This window comes from Synergistetes bacterium HGW-Synergistetes-1 (assembly GCA_002839185.1).
Lineage (GTDB): Bacteria > Synergistota > Synergistia > Synergistales > Synergistaceae > Caenicola.
In genome coordinates, this window is sequence record PGXO01000002.1 from 75,076 (window position 1) to 99,925 (window position 24,850).

At 47.6% G+C, this 24,850-nt stretch carries 20 protein-coding genes and 2 riboswitches; of the genes, 11 read left to right on the top strand and 9 right to left on the bottom strand.

The window, feature by feature from the left end; genetic code table 11:
- Position 1 precedes the first annotated feature (1 nt).
- Genes CVV54_02300 through CVV54_02310 form a run of 3 tightly spaced genes read left to right on the top strand, consistent with a single transcriptional unit; the run spans position 2 to position 3,449 of the window.
- Positions 2–1,276 carry a serine hydroxymethyltransferase gene (locus CVV54_02300; GenBank protein PKL05120.1) on the top strand — a complete coding sequence of 425 codons (1,275 nt, stop codon included), beginning with the start codon at positions 2–4 and terminating at the stop codon, positions 1,274–1,276.
- A complete protein-coding gene (gene rlmN, locus CVV54_02305; GenBank protein ID PKL05121.1) occupies positions 1,276–3,099 on the top strand; it encodes a 23S rRNA (adenine(2503)-C(2))-methyltransferase RlmN in 1,824 nt (607 codons plus the stop codon). The genes CVV54_02300 and rlmN overlap by 1 nt, the downstream gene beginning before the upstream one ends.
- 14 nt (positions 3,100–3,113) lie before the next feature.
- Positions 3,114–3,449, top strand: coding sequence for a hypothetical protein (locus CVV54_02310; protein PKL05122.1), 336 nt, complete (start codon positions 3,114–3,116; stop codon positions 3,447–3,449).
- Here CVV54_02310 and CVV54_02315 read toward each other — a convergent pair.
- The 9 genes from CVV54_02315 to CVV54_02355 all read right to left on the bottom strand — a co-directional run bounded on the left by CVV54_02315 (position 3,446) and on the right by CVV54_02355 (position 12,009).
- Positions 3,446–4,255, bottom strand: coding sequence for a molybdenum hydroxylase (locus CVV54_02315; protein ID PKL05219.1), 810 nt, complete (start codon positions 4,253–4,255; stop codon positions 3,446–3,448). The genes CVV54_02310 and CVV54_02315 overlap by 4 nt on opposite strands.
- Before the next feature lie 55 nt (positions 4,256–4,310).
- Positions 4,311–5,597, bottom strand: a complete 1,287-nt coding sequence (locus CVV54_02320) for an adenylosuccinate synthase (protein PKL05123.1) — start codon at positions 5,595–5,597, stop codon at positions 4,311–4,313.
- A 111-nt stretch (positions 5,598–5,708) separates the two neighbouring features.
- Complete coding sequence (locus CVV54_02325) at positions 5,709–5,960, bottom strand: hypothetical protein (protein PKL05124.1); 252 nt, start codon at positions 5,958–5,960, stop codon at positions 5,709–5,711.
- A complete protein-coding gene (locus tag CVV54_02330; GenBank protein ID PKL05125.1) occupies positions 5,957–6,295 on the bottom strand; it encodes a hypothetical protein in 339 nt (112 codons plus the stop codon). Before CVV54_02330 ends, CVV54_02325 begins: the two co-directional genes overlap by 4 nt.
- A gap of 108 nt (positions 6,296–6,403) precedes the next feature.
- A complete protein-coding gene (gene glmS / locus CVV54_02335) occupies positions 6,404–8,230 on the bottom strand; it encodes a glutamine--fructose-6-phosphate transaminase (isomerizing) (GenBank protein ID PKL05126.1) in 1,827 nt (608 codons plus the stop codon).
- A 125-nt stretch (positions 8,231–8,355) separates the two neighbouring features.
- Positions 8,356–9,384: an ABC transporter ATP-binding protein gene (locus CVV54_02340; protein ID PKL05127.1), complete on the bottom strand. Its 1,029-nt coding sequence runs from the start codon at positions 9,382–9,384 to the stop codon at positions 8,356–8,358.
- A 113-nt stretch (positions 9,385–9,497) separates the two neighbouring features.
- A complete protein-coding gene (locus CVV54_02345) occupies positions 9,498–10,346 on the bottom strand; it encodes a tungsten ABC transporter permease (GenBank protein PKL05128.1) in 849 nt (282 codons plus the stop codon).
- Between the two features lie 38 nt (positions 10,347–10,384).
- A complete protein-coding gene (locus CVV54_02350; GenBank protein ID PKL05129.1) occupies positions 10,385–11,083 on the bottom strand; it encodes an ABC transporter permease in 699 nt (232 codons plus the stop codon).
- 74 nt (positions 11,084–11,157) lie between these two features.
- Entirely contained in the window at positions 11,158–12,009 is an 852-nt protein-coding gene (locus CVV54_02355; protein ID PKL05130.1) for a tungsten ABC transporter substrate-binding protein, read from the bottom strand.
- An 88-nt stretch (positions 12,010–12,097) separates the two neighbouring features.
- Positions 12,098–12,215, bottom strand: a riboswitch (molybdenum cofactor riboswitch).
- Positions 12,216–12,465: 250 nt separating this feature from the next.
- Positions 12,466–12,583: riboswitch (molybdenum cofactor riboswitch) on the bottom strand.
- A gap of 172 nt (positions 12,584–12,755) precedes the next feature.
- On the opposite strand from CVV54_02355, the gene CVV54_02360 reads away from it, so the two are divergent.
- From CVV54_02360 to CVV54_02395, 8 genes are all read left to right on the top strand, one after another.
- Positions 12,756–13,433 (top strand): hypothetical protein, encoded by a 678-nt coding sequence (locus tag CVV54_02360; protein PKL05131.1) that lies wholly within the window; start codon positions 12,756–12,758, stop codon positions 13,431–13,433.
- A gap of 15 nt (positions 13,434–13,448) precedes the next feature.
- The gene (locus CVV54_02365; protein ID PKL05132.1) at positions 13,449–14,477 is read left to right on the top strand and encodes a hypothetical protein; all 1,029 of its coding nucleotides are present in this window, start codon (positions 13,449–13,451) and stop codon (positions 14,475–14,477) included.
- A gap of 683 nt (positions 14,478–15,160) precedes the next feature.
- Positions 15,161–16,654 (top strand): sodium-dependent transporter, encoded by a 1,494-nt coding sequence (locus CVV54_02370; protein PKL05133.1) that lies wholly within the window; start codon positions 15,161–15,163, stop codon positions 16,652–16,654.
- A gap of 33 nt (positions 16,655–16,687) precedes the next feature.
- Positions 16,688–16,792 (top strand): hypothetical protein, encoded by a 105-nt coding sequence (locus CVV54_02375; protein PKL05134.1) that lies wholly within the window; start codon positions 16,688–16,690, stop codon positions 16,790–16,792.
- Positions 16,793–16,979: 187 nt separating this feature from the next.
- Positions 16,980–18,353: a Trk system potassium transporter TrkA gene (locus tag CVV54_02380; protein PKL05135.1), complete on the top strand. Its 1,374-nt coding sequence runs from the start codon at positions 16,980–16,982 to the stop codon at positions 18,351–18,353.
- Entirely contained in the window at positions 18,350–19,801 is a 1,452-nt protein-coding gene (locus CVV54_02385) for a potassium transporter (GenBank protein ID PKL05136.1), read from the top strand. The genes CVV54_02380 and CVV54_02385 overlap by 4 nt, the downstream gene beginning before the upstream one ends.
- A 205-nt stretch (positions 19,802–20,006) precedes the next feature.
- Positions 20,007–21,719 carry a ribonucleoside-diphosphate reductase, adenosylcobalamin-dependent gene (locus tag CVV54_02390; GenBank protein PKL05137.1) on the top strand — a complete coding sequence of 571 codons (1,713 nt, stop codon included), beginning with the start codon at positions 20,007–20,009 and terminating at the stop codon, positions 21,717–21,719.
- 735 nt (positions 21,720–22,454) lie between these two features.
- The gene (locus CVV54_02395) at positions 22,455–24,830 is read left to right on the top strand and encodes a hydratase (GenBank protein ID PKL05138.1); all 2,376 of its coding nucleotides are present in this window, start codon (positions 22,455–22,457) and stop codon (positions 24,828–24,830) included.
- Positions 24,831–24,850: the final 20 nt, after the last annotated feature.

Consider the following 24,850-nt stretch of genomic DNA (forward strand, 5'->3'; position numbering starts at 1 on the left):
GATGAATAAGATTATGACAGAGACGCTGAAAAGTCTGGACCCGCAGATATATGGCCTTGCTGAAAGCGAACTGGAAAGACAGAGGGTCCACATAGAGCTCATCGCGTCAGAAAACTTTGTCCCCCGTTCCCTGCTTGAGATACAGGGTTCTATCCTTACCAATAAATACGCGGAGGGTTACCCTTATAAAAAGTACTACGGCGGGTGTGAGTTTGTTGAGGAGATAGAAGAAATTGCCATAAAAAGGGCTTGTGAACTTTTCGGATCCGAACATGCCAATGTACAGCCGCATGCAGGAGCAAGCGCAAACCAGGCAGTATTCTTTGCCACAGTCGATCCGGGGGATACGGTCCTTTCAATGAAGCTAGATCACGGCGGACATCTTTCACACGGTCACCCGGTCAATTTTTCAGGCCGTTTTTACAACATCGTAGGCTACGGAGTAAACAGGGAAACAGAGACGATCGACTATGACGAGGTAGAGAGATTGGCTAAGGAGACGAGGCCCAAACTCATAGTTGCAGGCGCAAGCGCTTATCCCCGGTTCATAGATTTTGCCCGCTTCCGTGCGATAGCAAATGAGGTGGGGGCGGTACTTCTCGTGGACATGGCCCACATTGCGGGGCTTGTAGCAGGAGGTGCGCACCCCAACCCTGTGCCCTATTCTGATTATGTCAGCTCGACCTCGCATAAAACACTCAGAGGTACACGAGGAGCTTTTGTGCTCTGCAAAAAAGAGTATGCTCAGACCCTTGACAGGACAGTATTTCCGGGGATACAGGGCGGGCCCTTGGTGCATTCGATAGCAGGAAAAGCAGTCACATTCATGCTTGCGGGGACTGAAGAGTTCAAAAAATACGCAAGCCAGGTAGTAAGCAATGCCTCTGCCCTTGCCAAAGCGCTTACTGACAGAGGTTTCCGCCTTGTTTCGGGAGGTACCGACAACCACCTCATACTGCTTGACGTACGTTCGAGGAACGTGACAGGCAAAGAGGGAGAGGTGCTTCTGGGAGAAGTCGGCATTACATCCAATAAAAACATGATACCCTTCGACCCTGCCAAGCCAATGGTTACAAGCGGAGTAAGGCTTGGAACAGCCGCCGTAACGACCAGAGGGATGAAAGAGCCTGAAATGGAAAAAATAGCTGATGCTATCGAAAAAGTACTTTCAAATCCGGAAAACAATCTGATAAAGAAAGAAGTAAAGGCTAGCATGGCCGCACTGACAGATGGATTTCCTCTATATCCCGACCTCGCTGAGCCTTGGGCAAATTAATGACAGATAAAATTTATGCTTTGGATCTTGATAACAGCGAATGGTCACAGATCCTTGATAAGGAATTTGGTGAGCCCAGGTTCCGTGCGGATCAGATCTGCCAGTGGATCTGGCAGAAAAGGGCCTTTGATGTCGCTGAGATGACCAATCTCTCAAAGACGCTTAGGGATCTGCTCGAGTCAAAGATAGATTTCGGGGCTCCCCTGCTGATAAAGGAACAGCGTTCATCGATCGACGGAACAAGAAAATATCTCTGGCAGCTGCGTGACGGCCAAAGTGTCGAATCTGTCCTTATGAGACAGGGAGAGAGGCTGACGGCCTGTATTTCGACACAGGTAGGATGTCCTCTCGGTTGCACATTCTGCGCCACGGGGCTTTCCGGCTATGTAAGGAACCTTTCTGCCGGAGAGATCGCAGGCCAGTTCCTTGCCATGGAAAGATCTGTTGGCCGCGATATCAACAACGCAGTCTACATGGGGATGGGTGAGCCCTTCCTCAATACCGAGGCGGTACTCAAATCAGTCAGGATGCTTAACGATCCGGATATGAGAAATCTTGGCATCAGACACATTGCGATCTCTACTTCGGGTATAGTGCCCGGCATACGGGATCTCGCAGCATCCGGCCTGGGAGTTCGCCTTGCAGTATCCCTGCATGCGGCTGATGATGATTTGAGAAGCAGCCTTATGCCGGTCAACGAGACATTCCCGCTTGATGAGCTGAGGAAGGCCATGCAGGAATATCAGAAGACAACAGGCAACAGGATCACAATAGAATACGCGCTCTTCGGAGGAATAAACGACAGTGTTGAACATGCCAGACTGCTTTTGCGCTATTTGAAGGGCATACATGTCTTCATCAACCTGATCCCGTTCAACCAGGTCGACGGCCGTTATGAGAAACCCTCTCCTGAAAACATCCTTAAGTTTCGTTCGGTACTTGTCACAGCCGGTTTCGAAGCAGAGATAAGGGAGGAACTGGGTTCCGATATTGACGCTGCATGCGGTCAGCTGAGAAGAAAAACGATGGCCGGTGATCCATGCATACTTGAACCGGGACCAAAGGTAAAACCTGCTTTTGAGGCAAAAAAGAAAGAGTCTCGTGCACCCAAAAGGGAGGCGTCAGATCCCAGAAGAACGTCAGGACCCTCCAGGGGCAAAAGCGGATCCGATGCGGTCGGACAGAAGAGGGAAAAAACAGAGAGAGCGGGGACAAAGGCATCCGGTGGATTTGTTGAAGAGCGCGGAGCAAAGAGACCTGCCTCAGAGGATAAACGAAGGAAGACTGACGCCCCGCCGAAAGAGAGATACAGAAGCGGCAAGATGAAAGAAGAAAGGCCTTCTTACAGGGCTGGATCCGAAGGACAAAGTGCAGATCGTCCTTCGAGGACGGATGAAAAGAAAAAAAGCGACACAACAAGAGCCGCAAAGAGGTCTTCTTACAGGGCTGGATCCGAAGGACAAAGTGCAGACCGCCCTTCGAGGACGGATGAGAAGAAAAAAAGCGGTACAACAAGAGCCGCAAAGAGGTCTTCTTACAGGGCTGGATCCGAAGGACAAAGTGCAGACCGCCCTTCGGGGACGGATGAGAAGAAAGAAAGCGGCACAACAAGAGCCGCAAAAAGGCCTTCTTACAGGGCTGGATCCGAAGGACAAAGTGCAGACCGTCCTTCGGGGACGGATGAAAAGAAAAAAAGAAGCATAAATAAATCTGCTAAAAAACCTGTGGCGGCTGGCGGTACCGGAAGAGGAAAACCTGTGGCCGAAAGCAGGAAAAAGAAACCACGTACTGCCACAAAGGATAACAGGCAGAAAAGATCCTGAAGGAGAGAGACTTAATGAGACTACTGGTCTTTTTACTTATCGGAACGCTGATATTCGGATTTGCCTTCCCGGCCATAATACTCATCGCGGGACTGGTGGGAATAGTTCTCTTTGCATTGATCATTGCAGGGTTACTGAGAGGCAACGGAGTCAGGGTCTATACATCGAAGAGCTATGATCCTTTCAGCGGCGGAAGCTATAGAAAGAGCAATTCCGAAGTGATAGATACAACGGACGAAAGTTGGGAAGATCACTCAGATTTTGCGGGAAGCGAGCCTATCGATCATGATGAGGAACAGGAAGGCGATATAGTGGAGCTGCCTGCTACCGCTCTTAGAAAAGAAGATTAATCCAACCTGCCCCTTGCTTCGAAACGGAGTATCGCCTCAAGGACTCCTCCTCCGACGGCAAGGGCTTTGTCACTAATAATGCAGCAGTTGCCCGGTTCATTCCGGGGATCGATATCTCCTATTTTGGAGCCTTCCCTGACTAATACTGAAGGGTGTATAAGACCGCGAACTACGCCTCCTATCTGAGCCTTTACCGGGATGCCGTTTACCGATCCGATGACATCCCCTTCTTTTACCCTCTCTCCGATCAATGAGGCCGGGGAGAGGTATCCATCCGAGGGAGACCTTAAGAGACGTTCACATGTATATCCAAGGACCTCTCCGGGAATGCCCGTATCGGTTTCTGCACGTCCTTTGGTGATGAGCCTTCCCAGGGAATGTCCCCTCTTTGTCTCAATGATCCCATGAACATCTTCAGGCGCCTTGAAGCCCGGCCCTATCGCCAGCACAAGATCTGCCATATTTCTGTTGGTCCCGGTCTTTCTTTTCGTCATCATAGCATCGATGACAGCGAATGGTTTAAGTACGGCGATGGAATTTCCCTTAGGGTCTATCAATACGTTTATCCCTTTGCTGAAATCTATTTGATCAGGGTTCTCTGCCAGGCATACATCCATATCTTCTATCCGGCAGTTTCCGTCGTAAACAGCCAGGGCTGCAGCAACGGAACGCCTTACAACAGTGGGGCGGGGGATCTCAAGGCACAAAACATCAAAACAGGATCTCCATAGCCTGTATATTATGCCTGTGGCAAGATCTCCGCCGCCTCTTACGATTACTGTTTTTCTGTTTTTATCGGTTTTCATCATTTTCCCATTTTCAGGTTTGGCAGAAGCAGTACAGTACATATATTTTTTAGCTTCATATACCTCTCAGAATAGTATCTTCTCTTCCCTGTCCGACTCCGATAAGTATGACGGGTGTCAGCACCCTTTCCTCGATGAAACGGACATAGTCTTGTGCAGCAGAGGGAAGATCCTCAAATCTTCTGCACTTGCTGATATCCTCCTTCCAACCCGGTAGTTCCTCAAAAACCGGAACTGCTTTTGCCAGTTTCGCACAGCTGCTTGGAAAATTCTTATGTATGGTTCCTTCGATATCATAAGCAGTGCAGACCTGGATTCTTTCAAATCCTGAAAGGACATCAAGTTTTGTCAGCGCAAGCCCGTCTATTCCATTTATCTTTACCGCGTAGTCTACTGCCACAAGGTCGTTCCAGCCACAGCGCCTTGGACGTCCGGTCGTAGCGCCGAACTCCCCGCCCCTTGTCCTCAACTGTTCCCCCAGAGAGCCCTTGTCCTCGGTAGGGAAGGGACCCTCTCCTACTCTGGTGCAGTAAGCCTTGGTGACTCCTATCACACGGTCTATCCTTCCCGGTCCTATCCCTGCTCCGGTACAGGCTCCTCCAGAGCATGGGCTGGAGCTCGTGACAAAAGGATATGTCCCGTGGTCGACATCAAGGAGGGTCCCCTGGGCTCCTTCGAATAGGACGTTCTTTCCTGAATCAAGCGCTTGGTGTATCTCAAGGAAAGCGTCTCCAAGAAGCGGTTTTATCCTTTTGCCCCACTCAAGGGCTGTCTCGTACGTACTATCGAGATCCAAGGGCTCGGAGCCATAGATCCTTGTCAGGATCTTATTTTTAAGTTCTATGTTTATCAGAAGTTTTTCTTTCAGAATTTCCGGGTTTACAAGATCTTCCGCCCTTATTCCGACCCTTTCGAACTTATCGGAGTAGCATGGACCGATCCCACGTCCTGTAGTTCCTATCTTTGTGCCCTCTGACCTTGCTCCCTCAGCCAGTTTGTCAAGCTGCTTGTGATATGGCATGACAATATGCGCGCCATGGCTGACGATCAGCCTGGCAAGGGTCTTTCCCCTATCCCTGAGATCATCAAGTTCCGCAAAGAGCGTTTCAGGGTCTATCACTACCCCGTTTCCGATGACACAAACTTTGCCGGGATAGAGGATGCCGGAAGGGAGTAAGTGAAAGACATATTTTTCGTCCTCAACTACCACGGTATGTCCTGCGTTCGCTCCGCCCTGATAACGGACTACTACGCCTGACTTGCCTGCAAGTGCGTCGACTACGCGCCCCTTGCCCTCGTCTCCCCACTGAACGCCAACAATTACATCTGTACGACCTTTCATGCCTGACCCCTCTTTACGGATATTCAAAGAAACAAAAGACAAATATCCTTACATTAAATTTGAGTTACAATATATTGTACTATATATAGCATACGTTTATCAATAATTATATTATTTGTTACCCTGATCAACGATCAGGAGCTTATCTGCTCTTGTCATTGACTTAATCTCTGCCTCTCGCGACATAGCCTCTTCTTTTGTCTCGAACCCCTCTTTGAAGACGATCTCGACAGGTCTCCGGCCCCTCGTATATTTTGAGGCTGTGCCCCGGTTATGCGAAGCAAACCGCTTCTCTATATCGTTGGTCCACCCTGTGTATAGGGAACCATCTGAGCACCGTAGGATGTACACCCATGCTTTCATATCGAATAACTTTCCTGAGGCCCTTCCTCTTGCTGCATCATGATGGAAATGCCAAGCCACCTCATGATAGCGTCAAAAAGCCTTTCAACGCTGAAACCTTCCGATCCTACAAAATCGTGCCACATCCTTGCAAAATTTGAGAAGATGGAAATATTGTCCAGGGTGTCGTAGGATCCGGTGATTTTGGCAAGAAAAGTCCCCCACGCCTTAAGAACAGACAAAAATGTCTCAAAGCTCGTATCATCGCTGTCGGATGCGCATGCAAAAGAGGGCAGCACGCAGGTCAGGCAAAGCAATATGAGCATAAATATCGCTACGATCTTATTCTTTTTCAAGATTTATCCCCTTTTAATAATGAAATCAGCAAAAAACAAAGAGGCTCCCTCCGGCGGCGTCAAGCCGGCCTGCAAAGAGCCTCCCCTGATATCTCTTTGTTAGGGTCTTTATTCCACCGTCACAGACTTGGCAAGGTTTCTGGGCATGTCTATATCACAGCCGCGCTGCCTTGCTATATAGTAAGCAAAAAGCTGCAGCGGCACGACCGCAATAAAGGGGAACAGCTCCGGCTCGGTTTCGGGTGTGAATATGACATTTTTTGAATAGTGTTCAATTTCAGTATCTCCCTCTGTTGCAAGGGCTATTATCGGCGAGTTCCTTGCCATTGATTCTTCAATGTTTGAAATGGTCTTTTCCCAAAGGTCGTTTTTGGGTACAAGCGCGACCACCGGGAGCTCCTTGTCGAGCAGCGCGATAGGTCCGTGCTTCATCTCTCCTGCCGGGTATGCCTCAGCGTGCAGATAGGAGATTTCTTTTAGTTTGAGTGCGCCCTCCAGTGCGGGCGGATAGGCCAGACCTCTTCCAATAAAGAAGAAGCCTCTTGCATCAGCAAAATTCCTGGCCACAGCCTCTATCTCCTTTTCTTTTTCCAGGATCGAAGCGAGCTTGGCAGGTATGTCCATCAGCGCAGAAACGATCCTTTGCTCAGTTTCCGGGCAGAGTTCGTTTTTCAGCTTTGAAAGGTAAAGTCCCAGAAGGGTGAGTACCGTTATCTGAGCCATGAATGTCTTTGTCGCGGCCACGCCTATTTCGGGTCCGGCCGGTGTTATCAGTGCTTCACCAACCTCACGGTGGATAGTTGATCCCCGCACATTTGTCACGACGATGCATTTTGCTCCCTTTGCTTTGGCAAGCCTTGCCGCATGCAGAGTGTCGGCCGTTTCCCCTGACTGGGATACGAATACGGCGAGGGTGTCGGGTCCGATGGGGATATTTCTGTAGCGGTATTCCGAGGCGACCTCGGTCCTTATCTCGAAGTTCCCGACCTCCTCCATTATGCGCGCTGCTACCATCGTTGCATAATGCGAGGTGCCGCAGGCAACAAAATGGATCTTTTTCCATCCTGATATCTGTTCCGGTGTCCAATCCAGCTCATGGCTCAGATCCACTCTGTTGGAGGCGACCCTTCCAAGAAGAGTATGAGTAACTACTTCCGGCTGCTCATGTATCTCTTTCAGCATAAAGTGCGGGTAATTTCCTCTGCTGGTCATGGCAGCTTCCCAGTCCAGATGCATGGATTCCTTTTCGTGAGGGTTTCCGTCGAAATCGTAGAAAGTGCAGCCGCCTTTTGATATCATGGCGATCTCGTCGTCGTCCATGAACCAGACATCCCTGGTGAATTCCAGCAATGCGGTCGGGTCGGAAGCGCAGAAACCCTCTTCTCCTGCATGTCCGACTACCAGCGGCGAACCTTTTCTCGCCACCCATATCTCATTTGGTTTATCGTGGAACATTATCACAAGGGCAAAAGCGCCTCTTATTCTCTTTGTAAGTTTGACTATGGCTTCCTTCGGGTCTCCGCAGTAGACCGAGGCAAGGTACTGGACCGCTGATTCAGTGTCTGTCTCAGTGTGGAATTTTATCCCTTCTGCTTCAAGGTCAGCTCTGATCTCTCTCGCATTCTCAATTATACCGTTGTGGACCAGGACCACCTTATTGTCGCTGCTCATATGAGGATGGGCGTTGTTCTCGGTTACCCCGCCGTGTGTTGCCCATCTGGTGTGGCCAATGCCGAAATCTCCGTTGAAATGTTCTTTTGCGACTTTTTCTGCAAGCTGATAGACTCTTCCTGTGGTACGGAGCTCATGGATAACGCCATCTTTTATAACGGCTATTCCTGCAGAGTCATAGCCCCTGTATTCATGTTTTGCCAGCCCTTCCAGGATAACCTTAGTTGTGTCTCTATCTCCAATATATCCCATGATGCCGCACATATATATCATCCTCTCACGCTGATCATTTGCAGCAGACATAAGCAAAAGTTTGCTGCAACACCATATCATTCTACATTATTTTCACTTAAACAGGAATCTGTTTGGTAAACAGTATAAGCGGCTATCTAAATCCAGCGGACGTTTTCCGGTGAAAAGGACAGAGTGACTTCTGATGCAGGGGAGATCTGCACTTCTTTTATTTTTTCGACCGGCATCCGTGACTTCAGGATAATATCGCCTGTCTGAACTGAAATGAGGGCTGATCCGGTTGCTCTCTCAAGCGCCATGCTTGTGACCGTTCCCCTGAGCCTGTTCGCATATAAAGAGACTATTTCGCTATCCGTTATCAGCTCGATATCCGAAGGGTTTAGCACTGCTGCGTGAAGTTCCGCCTCTTCCTTTATGAGGGCATGGATCTTCTGTCCGTCGGTCAATGTTCTGACTACGCTCCCGTTCTCCCTGATCCACGGTCCGTGTATCAGGTTTTCGGTCCCGTGTCCTATTATCTTCCCGCGGAAAAGGCTTATTATGTCCGTAGATACCTCAGTAAGCCAGGGAAGGTCGTGAGTGGCTACTATTACAGTTGTTCCCCACTCTTTCCATGCTGATACAGCAGCCTCTTTGACAAGTAAAGCACTTGATTCGTCCACGTTTGCGGTAGGTTCGTCAAGGATAAGTACTTTGGGATGGAGCGCCAGCCTTGCGGCCAGGGCCACACGCTGGACTTCACCGCCGGAGAGTCTGTACCATGGTCTATGGGCAAATTTTGATGGAGAGAGTCCAACCCGTTCAAGAGAATCATGGACTCTTTCTTCAAGGCCGGCTGTCTCACTTCTCAGCCTCAGTCCATATGCGATGTTTTCAAAAACAGACCTTTTCAGAAGGTAGGAATTTTGAAGGAGATATGTGACATTTTTTCTTATGTCGACCTCTTTACCCGAAGGATCAAGGCCGCCGAAAAAAAGAGAACCGCCTGTGTAAGGTTCAAGGAAAGCCAGGACCCTCAGAAGTGTTGATTTGCCGCTTCCGTTGGGGCCTACTATTCCGGTTACGCTGCCCTCGCATATTCTCAGATAGTCGATATTGATAGTCTGAGGCCCTTTTCCGTAGCTGTGAGTCAGGTTTTTGATCTCATAAATGATCCTGGGATCCATTGTTTCTCCTCCGGTCTTACTGTTTGCACGGGCCCCGGGTAATGATGAATGCCCGGGGCAGGAAGTCCGGCCATATATATAATGTGGCCGGACCCGCCGATGATCTGATTATATTACTTGGGATGCTTTTTGTTCCACTGGTCTGAGTTGGGGAAGAAGAGCGGTTCTCCGTACTGCTTGACCTTGAAATCCTTAATTATCATCTGAGCGTCGTCATCGCAGAGCCAGTCAACGAATTTTACAACATCTGCGTTGTTGACGTTCGGGAATCTCTTGGGACTGACTTCTATCGCAGCGATGAGGTTGAGAAGGATCGGATCGCCCTCTACAAGCGGAACGATCTTCAATCCCTTTTTCTTGGTCAGGTATGTTGCCCTGTCCATTATCGTATATGCGTTGCGCTTGTCTGTGAAATCAGTTGTTGCTCCGTTGCCGAGCTTGCCAAGCGAGAAAACTGTGTACCACTCGTCTTTCTCTCCGTCGGGCGTAATGCCTGCGGCCTTCCATACGTTCATCTCTGAAACGTAGGTCCCGGACATGTCGCCGCGGCTGATAAAGGGAACACCCTTTGCGGCTATTGTTTTAAACGCTTCGGCGGCCGACTTCATGCCCTTGATCCCCGCAGGATCTTCCTTTGGACCGAGGATGACAAAGTCATTGTACATTATGTCCTTACGGTTCTGTCCGAAACCATCCTTGATGAACTGGTCCTCAAGAGCTCTCGCGTGTACGACGACCATGTCAAAATCTCCGGTCTTTGCCTTATTAAGTGTGGCGCCTGTTCCTGCCTTTTCAATTACGAAGTCAGTTCCGGTCTTCGCTTTATATGTTTCAGCGAGAAGAGGGATTATTCCGGCGTCTACCGGACCGATAGTGCTCGAGAGTTTAATTGTCCCGGCAAATGCGGGGATGGAAAATAGCAATATGAGGGTTAATGCAAGTGCTGATCTGACCTTTCTCATGAAAGAGCAACCTCCGAAATATGCAAAATTTTTTCTGCCTAGCTGTTTCCCACTCTTCTCCTTAGAAAAGAAAGGGAGATGTTCAATGCGAATGAAATTGAGAGCAAAACTATTCCCAGGGCTATGCCAAGGGCGAAATCTCCCTTGCCTGTCTCAAGCGTTATCGCAGTAGTTATCGTTCTTGTGTGCCACTTGATGTTTCCGCCCAGCATCATCGCTGAACCTACCTCTCCTATGATCCTTCCGTAGGAGGTCAGCGCGGCGACAAGGATCTGAAAACGTCCTTCCCAGAGGCTTGTTACAGCAAGTTTTGCGCCTGAAGCCCCGAGCGTCTGCAGAGTAAGTTTCAGCCTGTTGTCAAGGCCTTCTATAGCAGTGGCCGTGTAAGAAATAACGATCGGCAGCCCTAGTATGATCTGTCCTATCGCCATTCCGCGAATGGTGAAAAGAAGCTGAAAATCACCGAGGGGACCTCTTCTCGATATAAAGGCATAAACGAGAAGCCCCACTACAACGGTAGGAAGTGAAAGCAGGGTGTCTGTTATGGTTCTGAGAAGGTGTTTACCGGGGAAATCGAAATAACCCAACGCAAAGCCCAGCGGCAGGCCAAGTCCAAGAATAAAGAGCATGGAAAGGCCGGTCAGTCTCAGAGTTGTAAGCACAATATTCACAGTTTCCTCGTCCATTGATGCAATAAGCCCTATGGACTGGAAAAAACCTTGAATAATGAAATCCACCCGTTACCCTCCTTAGAACCAGGCCGGGCCCTGAAGGTAGGACCCAGTCCGGTCAAATCTTATTTAAAAATAGTTTAGTGTCCGGCTCTGATCTCGGCGTTGGGGAAGAAGAGCTGCTTGCCTTCCAGCTTGAAGTTTGCGATATCCTTCTGGACCTTTGAAGAGGTGATCCAGTCGATGTACTTGATGGCAAGGTCGTACTTTGCATGCGGGTGTTTGATAGGGTTGACAGCCATAACACTGTACATGTTCAGGAGCTGTTTGTCTCCCTCTACTACTATAACGAGCCCCGGTTTGCCTTTGAGATTTGCGTCATATTTAATGAATGTGCCTCTGTCAGCAAGGGCGTACCCTTTGCGCTCATCAGCGATGTTGATCGTATTGAGCATTCCCTGTCCTGTCTGTACATACCAGGTCGCCTTGTCGAAATCTTTGACTCCGGCCTCTTTGAGAAGTTTAAGTTCTGCTGAATGTGTACCGGATTTGTCCGCGCGGCTCACAAGAGGCTGTCCCTTCGCGGCTATTGTCGCAATCGCCTGGGTTATGGGTTTGCCCTTTATACCTGCCGGGTCGTTTGCGGGGCCGATCAGGACGAAGTCGTTGTACATGACCTTACGTCGGTTAACACCTGCGCCGTCTGACATAAACTTGTCTTCGGCTGCCGGATCATGGGTAAGGACTACGTCAACATCTCCGTTACGTCCGTACTCAAGTGCCTTTCCTGTTCCGACGGATACCCACTGGATCTCGATCCCTGTATCCTTCAGCAGGATAGGAGCCATATAATCGAGAAGGCCTGTATTGTCGGTGCTGGTAGTTGTTGCCATTCTGAGAACGGGCGGTTTGGCATATGCAAATGAGCCCAAAGTGAGCATGCATACTGCAATGATGGTGATAAAAAGTAAGAAACGTTTGTTGCTTTTCATGGGGATACCCCTCCTTAAAAGATGTATTGGTGCTAAAAACCTTTTTGAGACCTTGAAGAATAGGAGGGCATTGATATTGATATCGCACGTGGCGAAATATTTGCCCCCTTTCCACAATGGGAGACGGATCCGTTTCCAGATCCGCCCTAACGTCTGTTTTCCATAGCATGCGCCGCAGGAAAAACAGATTCAGGGTAGTCTCTTGATTTGATCAGGAGACAAAAGCCATAAAAGTAAAATATATGGCATAGACGTAATTCTACACTATTTATTTGTTTTTGTCGTGAATTTAATAGAAAAAAAGAAAACTTACTATTATTTGCAACTTAATTGCAGTTATAAATAATGAAGATGCGAGATCGTTGGGGGCGATCTCGCAAGGGAGGGTTGGGATTTTGTGTAATATCCCTTAAAAACAGAAATCGGCCGTCCTCACTGGAGAAGACGGCCGAATAAAGTACAGACAGCCGTTCTCCTTTCCAAAGGGAGGCTCCGCCGTTTCCAGCGAAACCCTAACGGCCCGGCCCCCATGGATAATATCTTTAGGCGGACAGGCTCGGAGAACAATCGATTACTTTTGCTATCCTACATGTTGGTTGGTAAAAAAACAAGTATTTTGTTCATAAGTGCTCATGCAGTTTGAAATGGTTTTTATGCATCATCCTGCTATAATATCATTGGAAAAGGTCTGATTTTGAATAGAAGTTCAGATAAAAATCCAGTTTTTAATTTAAGAGGTGAAGAACATGACGACTCTGCACTTGCCGAGCAACCTGCCCAAGCCGACGCTTGAGGAGATAAGAAACTGTCCTATCAGGAGCAGAATAGATAATATTGCAGTGCGGGCGGGCCTCAATCCTCCTCCTTTGGACGGCAGGGACATGATCCTTCACATTTCTGACACCCCTTCGGCCATGTTTCCCTACCTGCGGAGAGCCATACAGCGTCTTCGTCCGGCATGGATAGTACATACAGGGGATCTCGTAGATGACATAAAGCTTGAGACCAGGCCGGGCATGATAGATCTTTACAGAAAAAAACTTCGTGTGCTTTTGAACCTGCTCACTGACGAAACATGTGGGGCCATCCTTCTTACCGGAAACCATGACCATCTTCCGAGTTTGCTTGAAATGACAGAGAACTCTTCGATCCAGGTATGGAGCAGGCCCGGTCGTTTTTACATAGGAAGTTTCCGTTTCAGGGCCGGTCATACTTATGAGGACGTAATGAACGATGCCGGAGAGTACAACCTCTTTGGACACAGTATGGAACATCCTACTTCTATAGATGAATGCGGAAGGTTTTTTCTGAACGGACTTGAAAAAATGCACCTGATACACATGGAGACAGGAGATGTGATCCCTTTCAAATATCCGCCGGGGACGAATGATGCCAGGCTCGAACGTAAACGCATATCATTATAATAGGAGGTTTTCTTAATGCTCTCTCTTGTCAGAAGCGGTCCGGAAAGTCTTGTCCTTCATGCAACAGATAAGGTTGGCGAAATTAAAAAATATCTCAATGAGTGGGGTTCACTGGTATCCCTGGACCCTGAAAAAGCACTGGGCATATATGGAAACAACAGGAGGCTGATTTTTTTTATTTCATCTTCTGACCTGCTCACCGAAGAAGAAGAAGAGGAGACATTCGTATCTGAAAACTCTATTGAACTCCTTCTCTGTACACTGATCAACAAGAGGCTTATAAGTGGTGTTGAAGAGGTCAAAATGATGCCAGGCTTCATAATGATGAGATTGATGGGCAACATAGAGAACGGCATCCGGGCGATACACGAAGATCTGGGCGGGGAAATAATCGGCAGGGATCCGATGTTCCGAAATTACATACCAGGAACATCGTCAGTCATATATTTTACCCAAAAAGCGATAAACAGAGCTGTCTCCGCTAACGACATGTACGAAAAGGCGCTGCTGATACATGACAGGTCAAAGGGTGCAATTATCCAATACCTTGGGATCAGAGGGATAGAGTATCTCGGAGATGCAATGGGCACCCCTGACTGGAATGATGTCGAGATCAAAATATATGACGCAAACGGATATTTTGATATACACAGACAGAGGCTCTGGATGGCCACCCAGGGCCTTCAGGTGGGCGTAGTCCTTGCGGAAAGATGGGGCAAGGACCAGGCTATGGTGATGATGAGCGTACCGATCTACCTTGTGAAGATATTTACACCGATGGAAGTGCAGGAAATTAAAAAGATAGCCATGGGACTGGAATACAACGAGATGGGACAGCGTTTTGCAGACTTTGATGTTTTTTTTAAGGATAAAAAGGTGAGCGCATACACTGAACTTGAGTCGCATCCGGGATTTTCCAGGAATGACATTGGCATGCTCTATCGGAATGAGATCATGAAGAATATGGATTCTGATACCAGAAACGAACTGCTCAGGCTGGAAAAAAAATTAGAAGAAAAACAAGAGATAAAATTAAAGAATTAAATTATATATATTCATAGTTTGAATAATTTTATTTATTTATGTTAGTTTTTAACGAAATTCGATACAATAGGTCTTCTTTGTTAATATAAATATACAATAAGAACATCTTTTTCCCCGATCGGGCACCGTTTTTTGCCCGATCGTTGTCTTTGTGGAAGTTGGATATCCTTGTCTGTCACTTTTCGTCATACCATCCCAAAATAAACATGCCAACAAATTGATAGTTATTTCTAAATATTCTGACATATATGTCATACTTTATAAAAATTTATATTAAAAAAGATATTTCTTGATGTTTCTGAACTGAATTTTTTATGAAGCAAATTTGAAAGTTTTAAAGCCAAATTTAGAAAAAAATTGAAATAAACGGTGCTTTATTGCATAAATAAAGTTTGTACTTCCAGATTGTTCAGATATTTCACAAATATTTTTTGGTAAAAAAGACAAAGGTTATCAAAATTTATATTATTGATATTAAAGTTCATATATGGTAAGCTGTTAATAAGTTGGGTTCTGAATATCTATTTTGTATATATATTCGAATTCATTGACTATGACTAAGAAAGGGGGATTTGCAAAGTATTTCTGTCAATATTCAGGCCCGAATGAGAGCAACTGTCTGTTTTGCTTTTTATTATTTAATTCAAAATAAGAAATATCGATAAGAAAGCGAGGTCTAACGTATGGCTGAAATCAAACAGGGCGGCGATCAGTTTTCAAGCCGCTGGGGACTTATTGCAACAGTTCTTGGCATGGCAGTCGGTACGGGAAATATATGGCGTTTCCCGCGTGAAGTAGCAAGCAACAATGGTGGCGCGTTTATTCTTATCTGTTTCATTGCATTATTTTTCTGGGCGGTACCTCTGATTTGTGCTGAATCCGTTTTTGGAAAAAAGACCCGTATGGCCAACGCTGGAGCCTTCAAGGTGCTTCTGGGCGACAACTGGACCTGGGTAGGAGCCTGGTGTGCGATGGTCTGCGTAATGCTCGGCTGCTACTACGTCGTAGTTCTTGGCTGGGTCATGAAGTACCTTGCTCTGATTTTTACCGGTTTCCTTACGCAGGTACAGGCAGGCGGCACAGAGCTTACTTCCGAAGTCTGGAAGAACTTTGCCACAACTCCTCCTGCAGTTGAGGCATGGATGTGGTTTGTGGCCGCGGTCCTTATCGCTGCTGCTATTATCGTACGCGGTGTTCAGGGCGGTATCGAGAAGGCAAACAAAATAATGATCCCAGCGGTCTTTATCCTTCTGGCTATCCTTCTCGTCCGAGTGATCATGCTCCCTGGTGCATGGAAAGGCCTGGAGTACATGTACCACGTAGAATTGGTCGACTTCACCCGCCCCAATGTCTGGCTTGCAGCTTTTACTCAGGCAGCCTGGTCATCCGGAGCAGGTTGGGGAATGTTCCACGTCTATTTCGTATATGCAGCCAAGGATGAGGACATCATGCTCAACGCCTTCACCGCAACATTCGGAGATATGGTCGCAGCGATGCTGGCAGGCATGGTCGTACTTCCGGCAGTCTTTGCGCTCGCTCCCGATCCTATGGCAGTAATGAAATCAGGCGCAAACGGACTGACCTTTGTCAACCTTACAAACCTGTTTGCCCATACAACCGGAGGATTCATTATGGCGGTCCTCTTCTTTATAGCACTCTTCTCAGCTGCGCTCAGCTCGGTCATAGCGATGGTCGAGCTTGGATGCCGCAACCTTATGGACATGGGCTTCAGCCGTCCGAAGGCGACAGTTTTCGTAACTGCATTCTTCCTCGTAGTTGGAAGCTGGTCAGCCCTCGACAATGGTATCTTCGAAAACCAGGACATGGTCTGGGGAGTGGCTCTTCTGATGGTCGGACTCTTCTATTCAATAGCTGCTATGAAGTTTGGTGTTGAAAAGCTATGGAAAGAAGAAATCGCCCCCTGCTCAGATATGCATGTCAAGTGGATGTGGACTGTGATCAGATTCTTCCCCGTTGAATTTGCACTGGTCTGGGGTTGGTGGGTATATCAGTCAATGACATGGTATCCCGGAGAGTGGTTCAAGTTCTGGCCGCTGCAGAAGTACGCCTATACCCCCGGATCCATGGTCGTTGAATGGACTCTCCTTGCTGTGATCCTCTTCATCCTTAACGGAACCATGGCAAAGAAACTTGTCCATTCCAACAAGCTGGATTAACTCCGGCCTGAGTGGAAAAAGGAGGAAATAAATATGTGGCAGCTCAACATGGTGTTTTGCATCGCTGTTGGTTTCGGTTCCTTTGCATGGGCTCTTAAAAGGACAATGGATGCTGAAAAAATGAAGAAAAAGGGTTAGGCTGTAACTTTTATAAATGCATTTTAAAGAAGAAAACGGAGGCGGCTTAAGCCGCCTCCGTTTTCTATAGTTCAGGTATAGTTGCAAATATACTCTACTAGCTTGCTTTTATCGTGTATGGTGCTATAAGATATTTACTAAAGTTGATTGAAGCAAATATTTGATTTATTTGAAAGGCGGAATAGATTTGAAGATCGTTCTTGTCGGAGCCGGAGAAGTAGGTTACAACGTTGCTAAAGATCTTTCTGCCGATGGGCACGACATAATTGTGGTTGAAGATGACGAAGAGAGGGCCATCCGTGTCGAGAACGACCTCGACGTTATGGTAGTGAGAGGAAACGGAGCCAGGCCCAGTGTCCTTGAAAAAGCCGGAGTCAAGGCGGGAGCTGAGGATATACCCCTTCTCATTGCCTGTACCAACAAGGACGAAGTCAACATAATGTCATGCTGGATCGCAAAAAAAATGGGTGTACCTCATGTCATTGCCAGAGCTGTAGGCCTTGAATTCACAGATAACGAGGGTTGGGCAAAGGACCTTGGCATAGATATGCTTATCTCTCCGGAAAGGTCAGTTGCAAGGGAACTTGAGGAACTTCTTGAGGTAAGAGGAGCTCTCCATGCCGTTGAGATCGCAGGTGGCAAGGCGGGCATATACGTCTTCAGGATAGCAGAGGACTCAGTAATAAAAGAGATGCCCTTATGTGATGTAAGGAAGAAAAATCCAAATCTTATCACACTTGTTGTCTCGATCCAGAGAGATGGCAAAAGTTTTGTTCCGAAAGCTAACGATGCTCTGCTGCCCGGTGACATATGCTATTCAATGTGCTATCGGGACCAGGTTCATGAGCTTGAATCGCTTTTTCAGCCCTCTCTTTCAAAAAAACTGAGAAGGGTCTTCATAATAGGAGCAGGAAAAATAGGTTTTCAGACAGCCAAACGTCTGATAACCAGAACGCCCGGGATCGAGATCTGTATAGTCGAGGAGGACAAAGCCAAGAGCGAGCGCATAGCGGCCGAACTTCCTGAAGTGCTGGTGATATGCGGGGACGGTGCGGATTCTGAGCTGCTTCTTTCAGAAGGAGTCGACAAGGCGGATGGTTTTGTTGCCGCAACAGATCAGGACGAGACCAACCTTATGCTTGCAGTTCTTGGCAAGACCCTGGGAGTTTCAAAGAGCATAGCAGTGGTCAAAAGGTCGAATTACCTGGGAATGACAGAGCATATCCCAGTGGATTCCATAGTAAACAGAAACCAGACACTAGCACAGGTCATAATACGATACGTCCGCTACCCCGGCTCTTCAAGGGTACTCACTGTCTTTGAAGAAATCAGTTCCGAAGCTCTTGAACTGACCCTGTCAGGGGAATCGCCATCCGTGGGCATGGCTCTTATGGATCTTCACATGCCTGCCGGGTCGATAATAGGCCTTATAGAGAGAAATCAGGAACTACTCATTCCAACAGGAAGGACAGAACTTAAAAAGGGAGACAAAATAGTTGTATTTGCCTCTGCGAACACAATGCCGCAGGTAATGGAAGTTCTTGGAGAATCAGCAAGGTGAAATTAAGAGTGGTCGCAAGATTTCTTGCCGTTATAGTTTTTCTGATTTCATTATGCATGCTGATGCCGCTCGGATGGGCAGTTAAAGATGGCAGCAGCGACATCAGAGCCTTTACAATTTCGATCGCAGCGGGTTGTCTCTTTTCGCTGATCCTCTTCTTATTTGGTTGCAAGGCCAGGGCAAAGGATATGGGAACAAGAGAGGCATTTGCCGCTGTGGCTCTTGCATGGATATTCGCCTCTCTCCAGGGGTGCCTTCCCTACATTGCAGGAGGCTACATCCCCTCCTTCACAGATGCTTATTTTGAAGCGATGTCCGGGTTTACCACGACAGGAGCAACAATACTCACCAATATTGAGATGAATCCCAGGGGTATTCTTATGTGGCGGGCACAGACCCAATGGCTTGGAGGAATGGGTATAGTTGTTCTGACCCTTGCCCTGCTCCCCATGCTTGGAATGAGCGTTACCCAGCTTTTCAAGGCAGAAGTACCCGGACCAGTGCTGGAAAAAATAAGTCCGAGGATACAGGATGTCGCGACGATGCTTTGGAAGGTGTACATGGGCCTGACTATCCTTGGAATAGCCGTGCTTTTCTCAGGAGGCATGAGTTTTTATGAGTCTATTTGCCATATATTCACAACTGTATCCACAGGAGGGTTTTCTCCAAGAAACGCCAGTATAGCGGCCTATGATTCAGCGTATTTTGATTGGGCGCTTACCATAATAATGTTTTTGTCGGGAGCTAACTTCAACCTGCATCTTCTGGCAATAAAAAAGAAGAGCCTCAACCCATACAAAGATCCGGAGTTTATTTTTTATGTGAAGACAGCTTTTGCAGCAACTTTTGCCATATCCTTTTACCTTTACACACAGGGTTTTTCACACACTGTTATGCACGCTCTACGCTACGGTGCCTTCCAGGTTGTTAGCATAATGACCACTACAGGATATGTAACAGCGGATTATTCGCTCTGGCCTCCATTCACGCAGGTACTGCTTTTATCACTGATGTTCATCGGAGGTTGCGCGGGCTCCACTGCAGGATCCATCAAATGTATCCGTATCCAGGTCATTTTCCGGCAGATCGCTGCTGAAGTAAAAAGATTTATCCATCCCCATGCAGCGATCACAGTAAGGGTGGGAAATCAGACGATAGAGAGCAGGATGGTGGCTTCCACGGCGACCTTTATTGTTTTATATGTCCTGATTTTCGTCTTTTCCTCCGTTGCTGTGTCAGCGACAGGAGAGGATCTGATAACATCTTTCAGCGCCGTAGCCACAACGCTTGGAAATGTTGGTCCCGGATTTGGGGCTGTAGGCCCAGTTGATAACTTTGCCTCCCAGCATGACGCCGCAAAGTGGATATATTCATTTTGCATGCTTTGCGGAAGGCTGGAGCTGTACACGATCCTCGTGCTCTTCTCAAAGGACACCTGGCACAGATAAATATCAAATTTCGGTTCTTTCCCCTTCCCATTCACTGATATCCACATAGATAACCACACAATATGTAGTGTTTGGTGGATAAGGTTCTATTGCATATAGTGTTTTGCCACTTACATATATAAATTTTTATGTTATTATAATTATTGTCATCAGATAATTTGACGGAATTATTGCCCTTAAGATCAAAGGGAGGTTTTATATCATTATGTTGCAGAAACCGGAATTTAATAAACCAGCAAGAGAGATACTCAACGACCGCTACCTGTGGAAGGACGATTTCGGAAATTCATCTGAAACACCTGAGCAGATGCTTTTGCGTGTAGCCAGGCATGTCGCGTCTGCCGAAAAAACCGCCCCGCTCCAGTATGTATGGACCGACGAATACTACGATGTGATGGCAAAGCTTCTATTTCTGCCCAACAGTCCCACTATCATGAATGCCGGGCGCCCCGCCCCCCATGGTCAGCTGGCTGCCTGTTTTGTTATAGGGATTGAAGACTCTATGGAAAGCATATGTGAGGCGATAAGGAAACAGATGCTGATCCACAAGAGCGGAGGAGGAACAGGTTTCAATTTCTCAAACCTGCGCAGCAGCGGGGCAAAAGTTAACAGCACGAACGGACGGGCATCGGGTCCGATCTCCTTTATGAGCCTTTTTGACAAGGCAACGGAAACGGTCCAGCAGGGCGGGATGCGCAGGGGAGCCAACATGGGCATCCTCAACGTTGACCACCCGGATATACGCGACTTCATACACTGTAAGGACAAAGATGGGACGATCGCAAATTTCAATATTTCTGTGGGTGTTTTCGACAGTTTTATGGAGAAAGCAGAGGCTGCCCCTGATGGAGTTGAAGCCGGACTTCTTGACGAAATCGCAGAGACAGCCTGGCGGACAGGAGATCCGGGAATAATATTCCTGGATGCCATCAACAGGGGAAATACAACCCCTGATCTTGGCCCTCTTACCAGTACCAACCCCTGCGGCGAATCACCCCTATATCCTAACGAGGCTTGCAACCTGGGATCGATAAACCTGGCCAAAATGGCGATAAAAGGCGAGTTTGATTATGAACTTTTAAAGAAGACAGCAGCTATTGCTACGAGGTTCCTTGACAGCGTGATAGACGTAAACCACTATCCGCTTCCGGAAATATCCGAAGCGGTCAGGCATACGCGCAAGATCGGGCTTGGAGTGATGGGCTGGGCTGACCTTCTTTTCCAGCTGAGGATCCCTTATGACAGCGAACAGGCCATAGAGCTTGCAGAAAAGATAATGTCCCTGATCAAAGATACGGCGCACAAAACATCAGTTGAACTTGGAAAAGAAAAGGGCATACCAGGAGCGCTTGAACATCTTGGGCGCCGCAACGCGACCCTTACATGCATCGCTCCCACCGGAACGATAGCTCTTCTTGCGGACTGTTCTTCGGGGATCGAACCCCTCTTCGCGCTTGAGCACACCCGGGTACGCACCCAGATAGACGGTACAAAGGTGATCATGAAACAGGTGAACAGGCATTATGCCGAGGCCTTCAAAGAAGAACTGCCGGAAAATGTAATAAAATCTGTTTTCATCACGTCCCATGATGTGGCTCCGCTCTCCCATGTCCGCACCCAGGGAGTGTTCCAGAAATACACAGACCTTGCGGTCTCAAAAACGGTCAATCTCCCACACGAGAGCACAAAGAAGGACGTGCTTGATTCTTATGTCCTCGCGTGGAAACTGGGATGCAAGGGAATAACGATATATCGCGACGGCTCAAAGTCAATGCAGGTCCTTTACAGGAAAGAGGAAGACAAAAAGCTTCAGCCGGAAGGCGAGGACATGAAGGCCGAAGGGTCTTTTGACAAAGTCCCTGTTGCTGTGCCTGCGGCAAGGCCGATAAAGCTCCTTCTCAAGAGAAGGCAGGACTGACAGGGACATTTACCCGATTTAACCCGAAAATAGATATGGAAGACCGAAGGGACGATCCTTCGGTCTTTTTTGTTGTTCCGAAGCATGACAGGTCAGATGTTCACAGAAAAAATAGTCAGACATTGTCAAATTTACCGATATCTTTCATGTTAGAATTGCTTGCAATTAACGTACTATTCAAAATATGGCTCAAATTGTGAAAATTATATTGACGTTTTAGCAAAATGTGTATATATATGTGTAACACACAACGAAAGCAGAAAGCGGTATAGCTTGTAAATATCATAAAAGATCCACATCCGGCCTTAATAGTAAAGACTAGCAAGCAACAAGGTATCTGCATTTGCAGGGGAAAGTCACTCTGCAGCAGGGGCATGGATAACAGAGAGCATTTGATTCATCTGATCTGTCTGCAGATTTTCAAGCTTAAGAGCGTTATCGATAATAAATATAAAAATTTGTGTTTTCAGATAATTTAACAAAAAATGCTAATTTTCAAAACTTTTATTAGCCTGACCCTGTCCGTAGAATTCAAAACGAGTACAAAACAATAAACTTCATTCTTTAAAATTATCTTTAGCAAATTTTAATGTTTACATTTAAGGGCATCATTGGTTTTTTATAAGTAATTGTGGAGGAGGTGAGATGGGCTTATTGATCCTGGTAACAGAATATCTGTAAGATTTTGTGAAATGGCAGGAACAGAGCTGAAGAATCAAAAAGGAGTGGATGGAAGTGCTGAAGTTGGTCAGAAAAGGAGTATATTTGCTCCGCGGAAACCTCTTGGTAGAAGAGGCGGAAAATATCAACATGGATGAGATAAACGACCGCTTGACAAACGCAGGCCTCGATCCAATGGGAAGTGTCCTGCCCGACAAGATGAAAGCGTCAAACGGAACCATTGCCTGTCGTATCCTGCAGGCGCACAATGCAGATAAGACGGGTGAAAAATTAAAGATACATTTTGATGCCTTGGCATCACATGACATTACCTATGTGGGGATAATTGAGACTGCGATAGCCAGCGGCATGAAAAAATTCCCGATACCCTATGTGCTGACAAACTGCCATAACAGCCTTTGTGCCGTTGGCGGGACCATAAACGAGGATGACCATGTCTATGGACTCTCCGCAGCAAAGAAATTCGGGGGGGATTTCGTTCCTCCGCATATGGCTGTTATCCACTCATATGTACGGGAGATGATGACGGGCTGCGGCAGGATGATCCTTGGTTCTGACAGCCATACGAGGTATGGTGCGCTCGGAACGATGGGGATAGGTGAAGGAGGTCCGGAGCTGGTAAAACAGCTTTTGAGCCATACTTATGACTTCCCTCGTGCAGAGGTCGTAGCGGTTTATCTTAAGGGTTCGCCGCATCCCGGCGTAGGTCCGCAGGATGTTGCCCTTGCTCTCATAGGGGCGGTTTTCAAAGATGGTTTTGTAAAAAACAAAGTTTTGGAATTCGTTGGTCCGGGCGTCAGCAGCCTGCCTGTAGAATTCCGGAACGGGATAGACGTAATGACAACTGAAACAGCCTGTCTCTCTTCTATATGGAGGACTGACGGCAGTGTGAAAAAATATTATGAGATACACGGAAGACCCGCTGATTACACGCAGCTTGATCCAGATGAAGCTGCGTGGTATGACGGAGCCGTGGTGATCGATCTTGATAAAGTCAAGCCAATGATCGCCCTGCCCTTCCACCCCAGCAACGTTTATACGATAGATGACCTGAACGAAAATGCCGGGGATATACTGGAAAAGGTAGAGAAAGAAGCCTCAGGGCAGATAGAGAATCCCAATCTCACGCTTTCCCTTAAGGATAAAATCCGCAGCGGACGTCTCTGTGTCGATCATGGCGTCATTGCCGGATGCGCGGGAGGTACACCGGACAACATCGTAGCAGCGGCGCAGATACTCAAGGCAGGCAAATCAGGGATCGGCGAGTTTTCGCTGAGCGTATATCCGGGCAGCCAGCCGATAAAGATGGAGCTCGTGGAAAACGGCACCCTTTATGACCTGATGTCTGTGGGAGCGACTGTAAGGACAGCCTTCTGCGGTCCATGTTTCGGAGCATGTGACACTCCTGCCAACAATGGGCTAAGCATCAGACATACCACCAGGAATTTCCCTAACCGGGAGGGCTCAAAACCTGACGGCGGGCAGCTTGCTTCTGTAGCTCTTATGGATGCCAGATCGATAGCGGCTACTGCCGCGAATGGCGGGATCCTCACCTCAGCGGAGCAATATGGGGAATTCCTCCATGATGTCGAATATACATTTCGAAAAGAGATATACGACAAAAAGGTCTATCGCGGATTTGGAAAGCCTCAGTCCGAAAGGGAACTCGTATATGGTCCCAATATCCGTCCGTGGCCCAGGGTCTATCCCCTGGCAGAAAATCTGATGCTCAGCGTGGCCTCGGTAATTACCGATCCTGTTACGACCACGGATGAACTTATTCCGTCCGGTGAGACGTCATCTCTTCGCTCCAATCCGCTGAAACTGGCTGAATACGCCCTTTCACGCAAGGATCCGGGATATGTAGGCAGGGCAAAAGCGGTCCAGGCTCTTGAAAACACGCGCAGAAAGACGACTGATGCCGGATCCGGGGAGGTACCTTTTGACCTTAAATCCGTGCTTGCACTGACTAAAACAAACGATCCCCTAAAAAATACAGGAATAGGCAGCACAATATTCGCTGTAAAACCGGGGGACGGTTCTGCCCGTGAACAGGCGGCATCTTCCCAGAAAGTACTCGGTGGCCAGGCAAACATTGCAGAAGAGTATGCAACCAAAAGATACAGAAGCAATCTCATCAACTGGGGAATGATACCCTTTATCATCGCCCGGGAAAACAGGGAAAAACTTTCCGTAGGAGACTGGATATTCATACCCGGGATCCGCAGCGCAGTCATGGAAGGCCACGATCAGATCCATGCTGTCGTGATACACGGAGCTTCAAGGACGGATATCACGCTTAAGATGCCGGGCCTCACCAGGGAGGACAGGGAGATCATCCTTGCAGGATGCCTTATGAATTATTACTCGCTGCAGAACGATCTTCAGAGTGAGATAAACAGAAAAAAAGCAGTGATCAAATACATTTAGATATCCAAAGAGAAGGGTGG

What these genes read in the sequence shown, in the direction of transcription:
- CVV54_02300 (PKL05120.1), top strand. Translation starts at nt 2, where the DNA reads ATGAATAAGATTATGACAGAGACGCTGAAAAGTCTGGACCCGCAGATA.
- rlmN (PKL05121.1), top strand. Translation starts at nt 1,276, where the DNA reads ATGACAGATAAAATTTATGCTTTGGATCTTGATAACAGCGAATGGTCA.
- CVV54_02310 (PKL05122.1), top strand. Translation starts at nt 3,114, where the DNA reads ATGAGACTACTGGTCTTTTTACTTATCGGAACGCTGATATTCGGATTT.
- CVV54_02315 (PKL05219.1), bottom strand. Translation starts at nt 4,255, where the DNA reads ATGAAAACCGATAAAAACAGAAAAACAGTAATCGTAAGAGGCGGCGGA.
- CVV54_02320 (PKL05123.1), bottom strand. Translation starts at nt 5,597, where the DNA reads ATGAAAGGTCGTACAGATGTAATTGTTGGCGTTCAGTGGGGAGACGAG.
- CVV54_02325 (PKL05124.1), bottom strand. Translation starts at nt 5,960, where the DNA reads ATGAAAGCATGGGTGTACATCCTACGGTGCTCAGATGGTTCCCTATAC.
- glmS (PKL05126.1), bottom strand. Translation starts at nt 8,230, where the DNA reads ATGTGCGGCATCATGGGATATATTGGAGATAGAGACACAACTAAGGTT.
- CVV54_02340 (PKL05127.1), bottom strand. Translation starts at nt 9,384, where the DNA reads ATGGATCCCAGGATCATTTATGAGATCAAAAACCTGACTCACAGCTAC.
- CVV54_02345 (PKL05128.1), bottom strand. Translation starts at nt 10,346, where the DNA reads ATGAGAAAGGTCAGATCAGCACTTGCATTAACCCTCATATTGCTATTT.
- CVV54_02355 (PKL05130.1), bottom strand. Translation starts at nt 12,009, where the DNA reads ATGAAAAGCAACAAACGTTTCTTACTTTTTATCACCATCATTGCAGTA.
- CVV54_02360 (PKL05131.1), top strand. Translation starts at nt 12,756, where the DNA reads ATGACGACTCTGCACTTGCCGAGCAACCTGCCCAAGCCGACGCTTGAG.
- CVV54_02365 (PKL05132.1), top strand. Translation starts at nt 13,449, where the DNA reads ATGCTCTCTCTTGTCAGAAGCGGTCCGGAAAGTCTTGTCCTTCATGCA.
- CVV54_02370 (PKL05133.1), top strand. Translation starts at nt 15,161, where the DNA reads ATGGCTGAAATCAAACAGGGCGGCGATCAGTTTTCAAGCCGCTGGGGA.
- CVV54_02375 (PKL05134.1), top strand. Translation starts at nt 16,688, where the DNA reads ATGTGGCAGCTCAACATGGTGTTTTGCATCGCTGTTGGTTTCGGTTCC.
- CVV54_02390 (PKL05137.1), top strand. Translation starts at nt 20,007, where the DNA reads ATGTTGCAGAAACCGGAATTTAATAAACCAGCAAGAGAGATACTCAAC.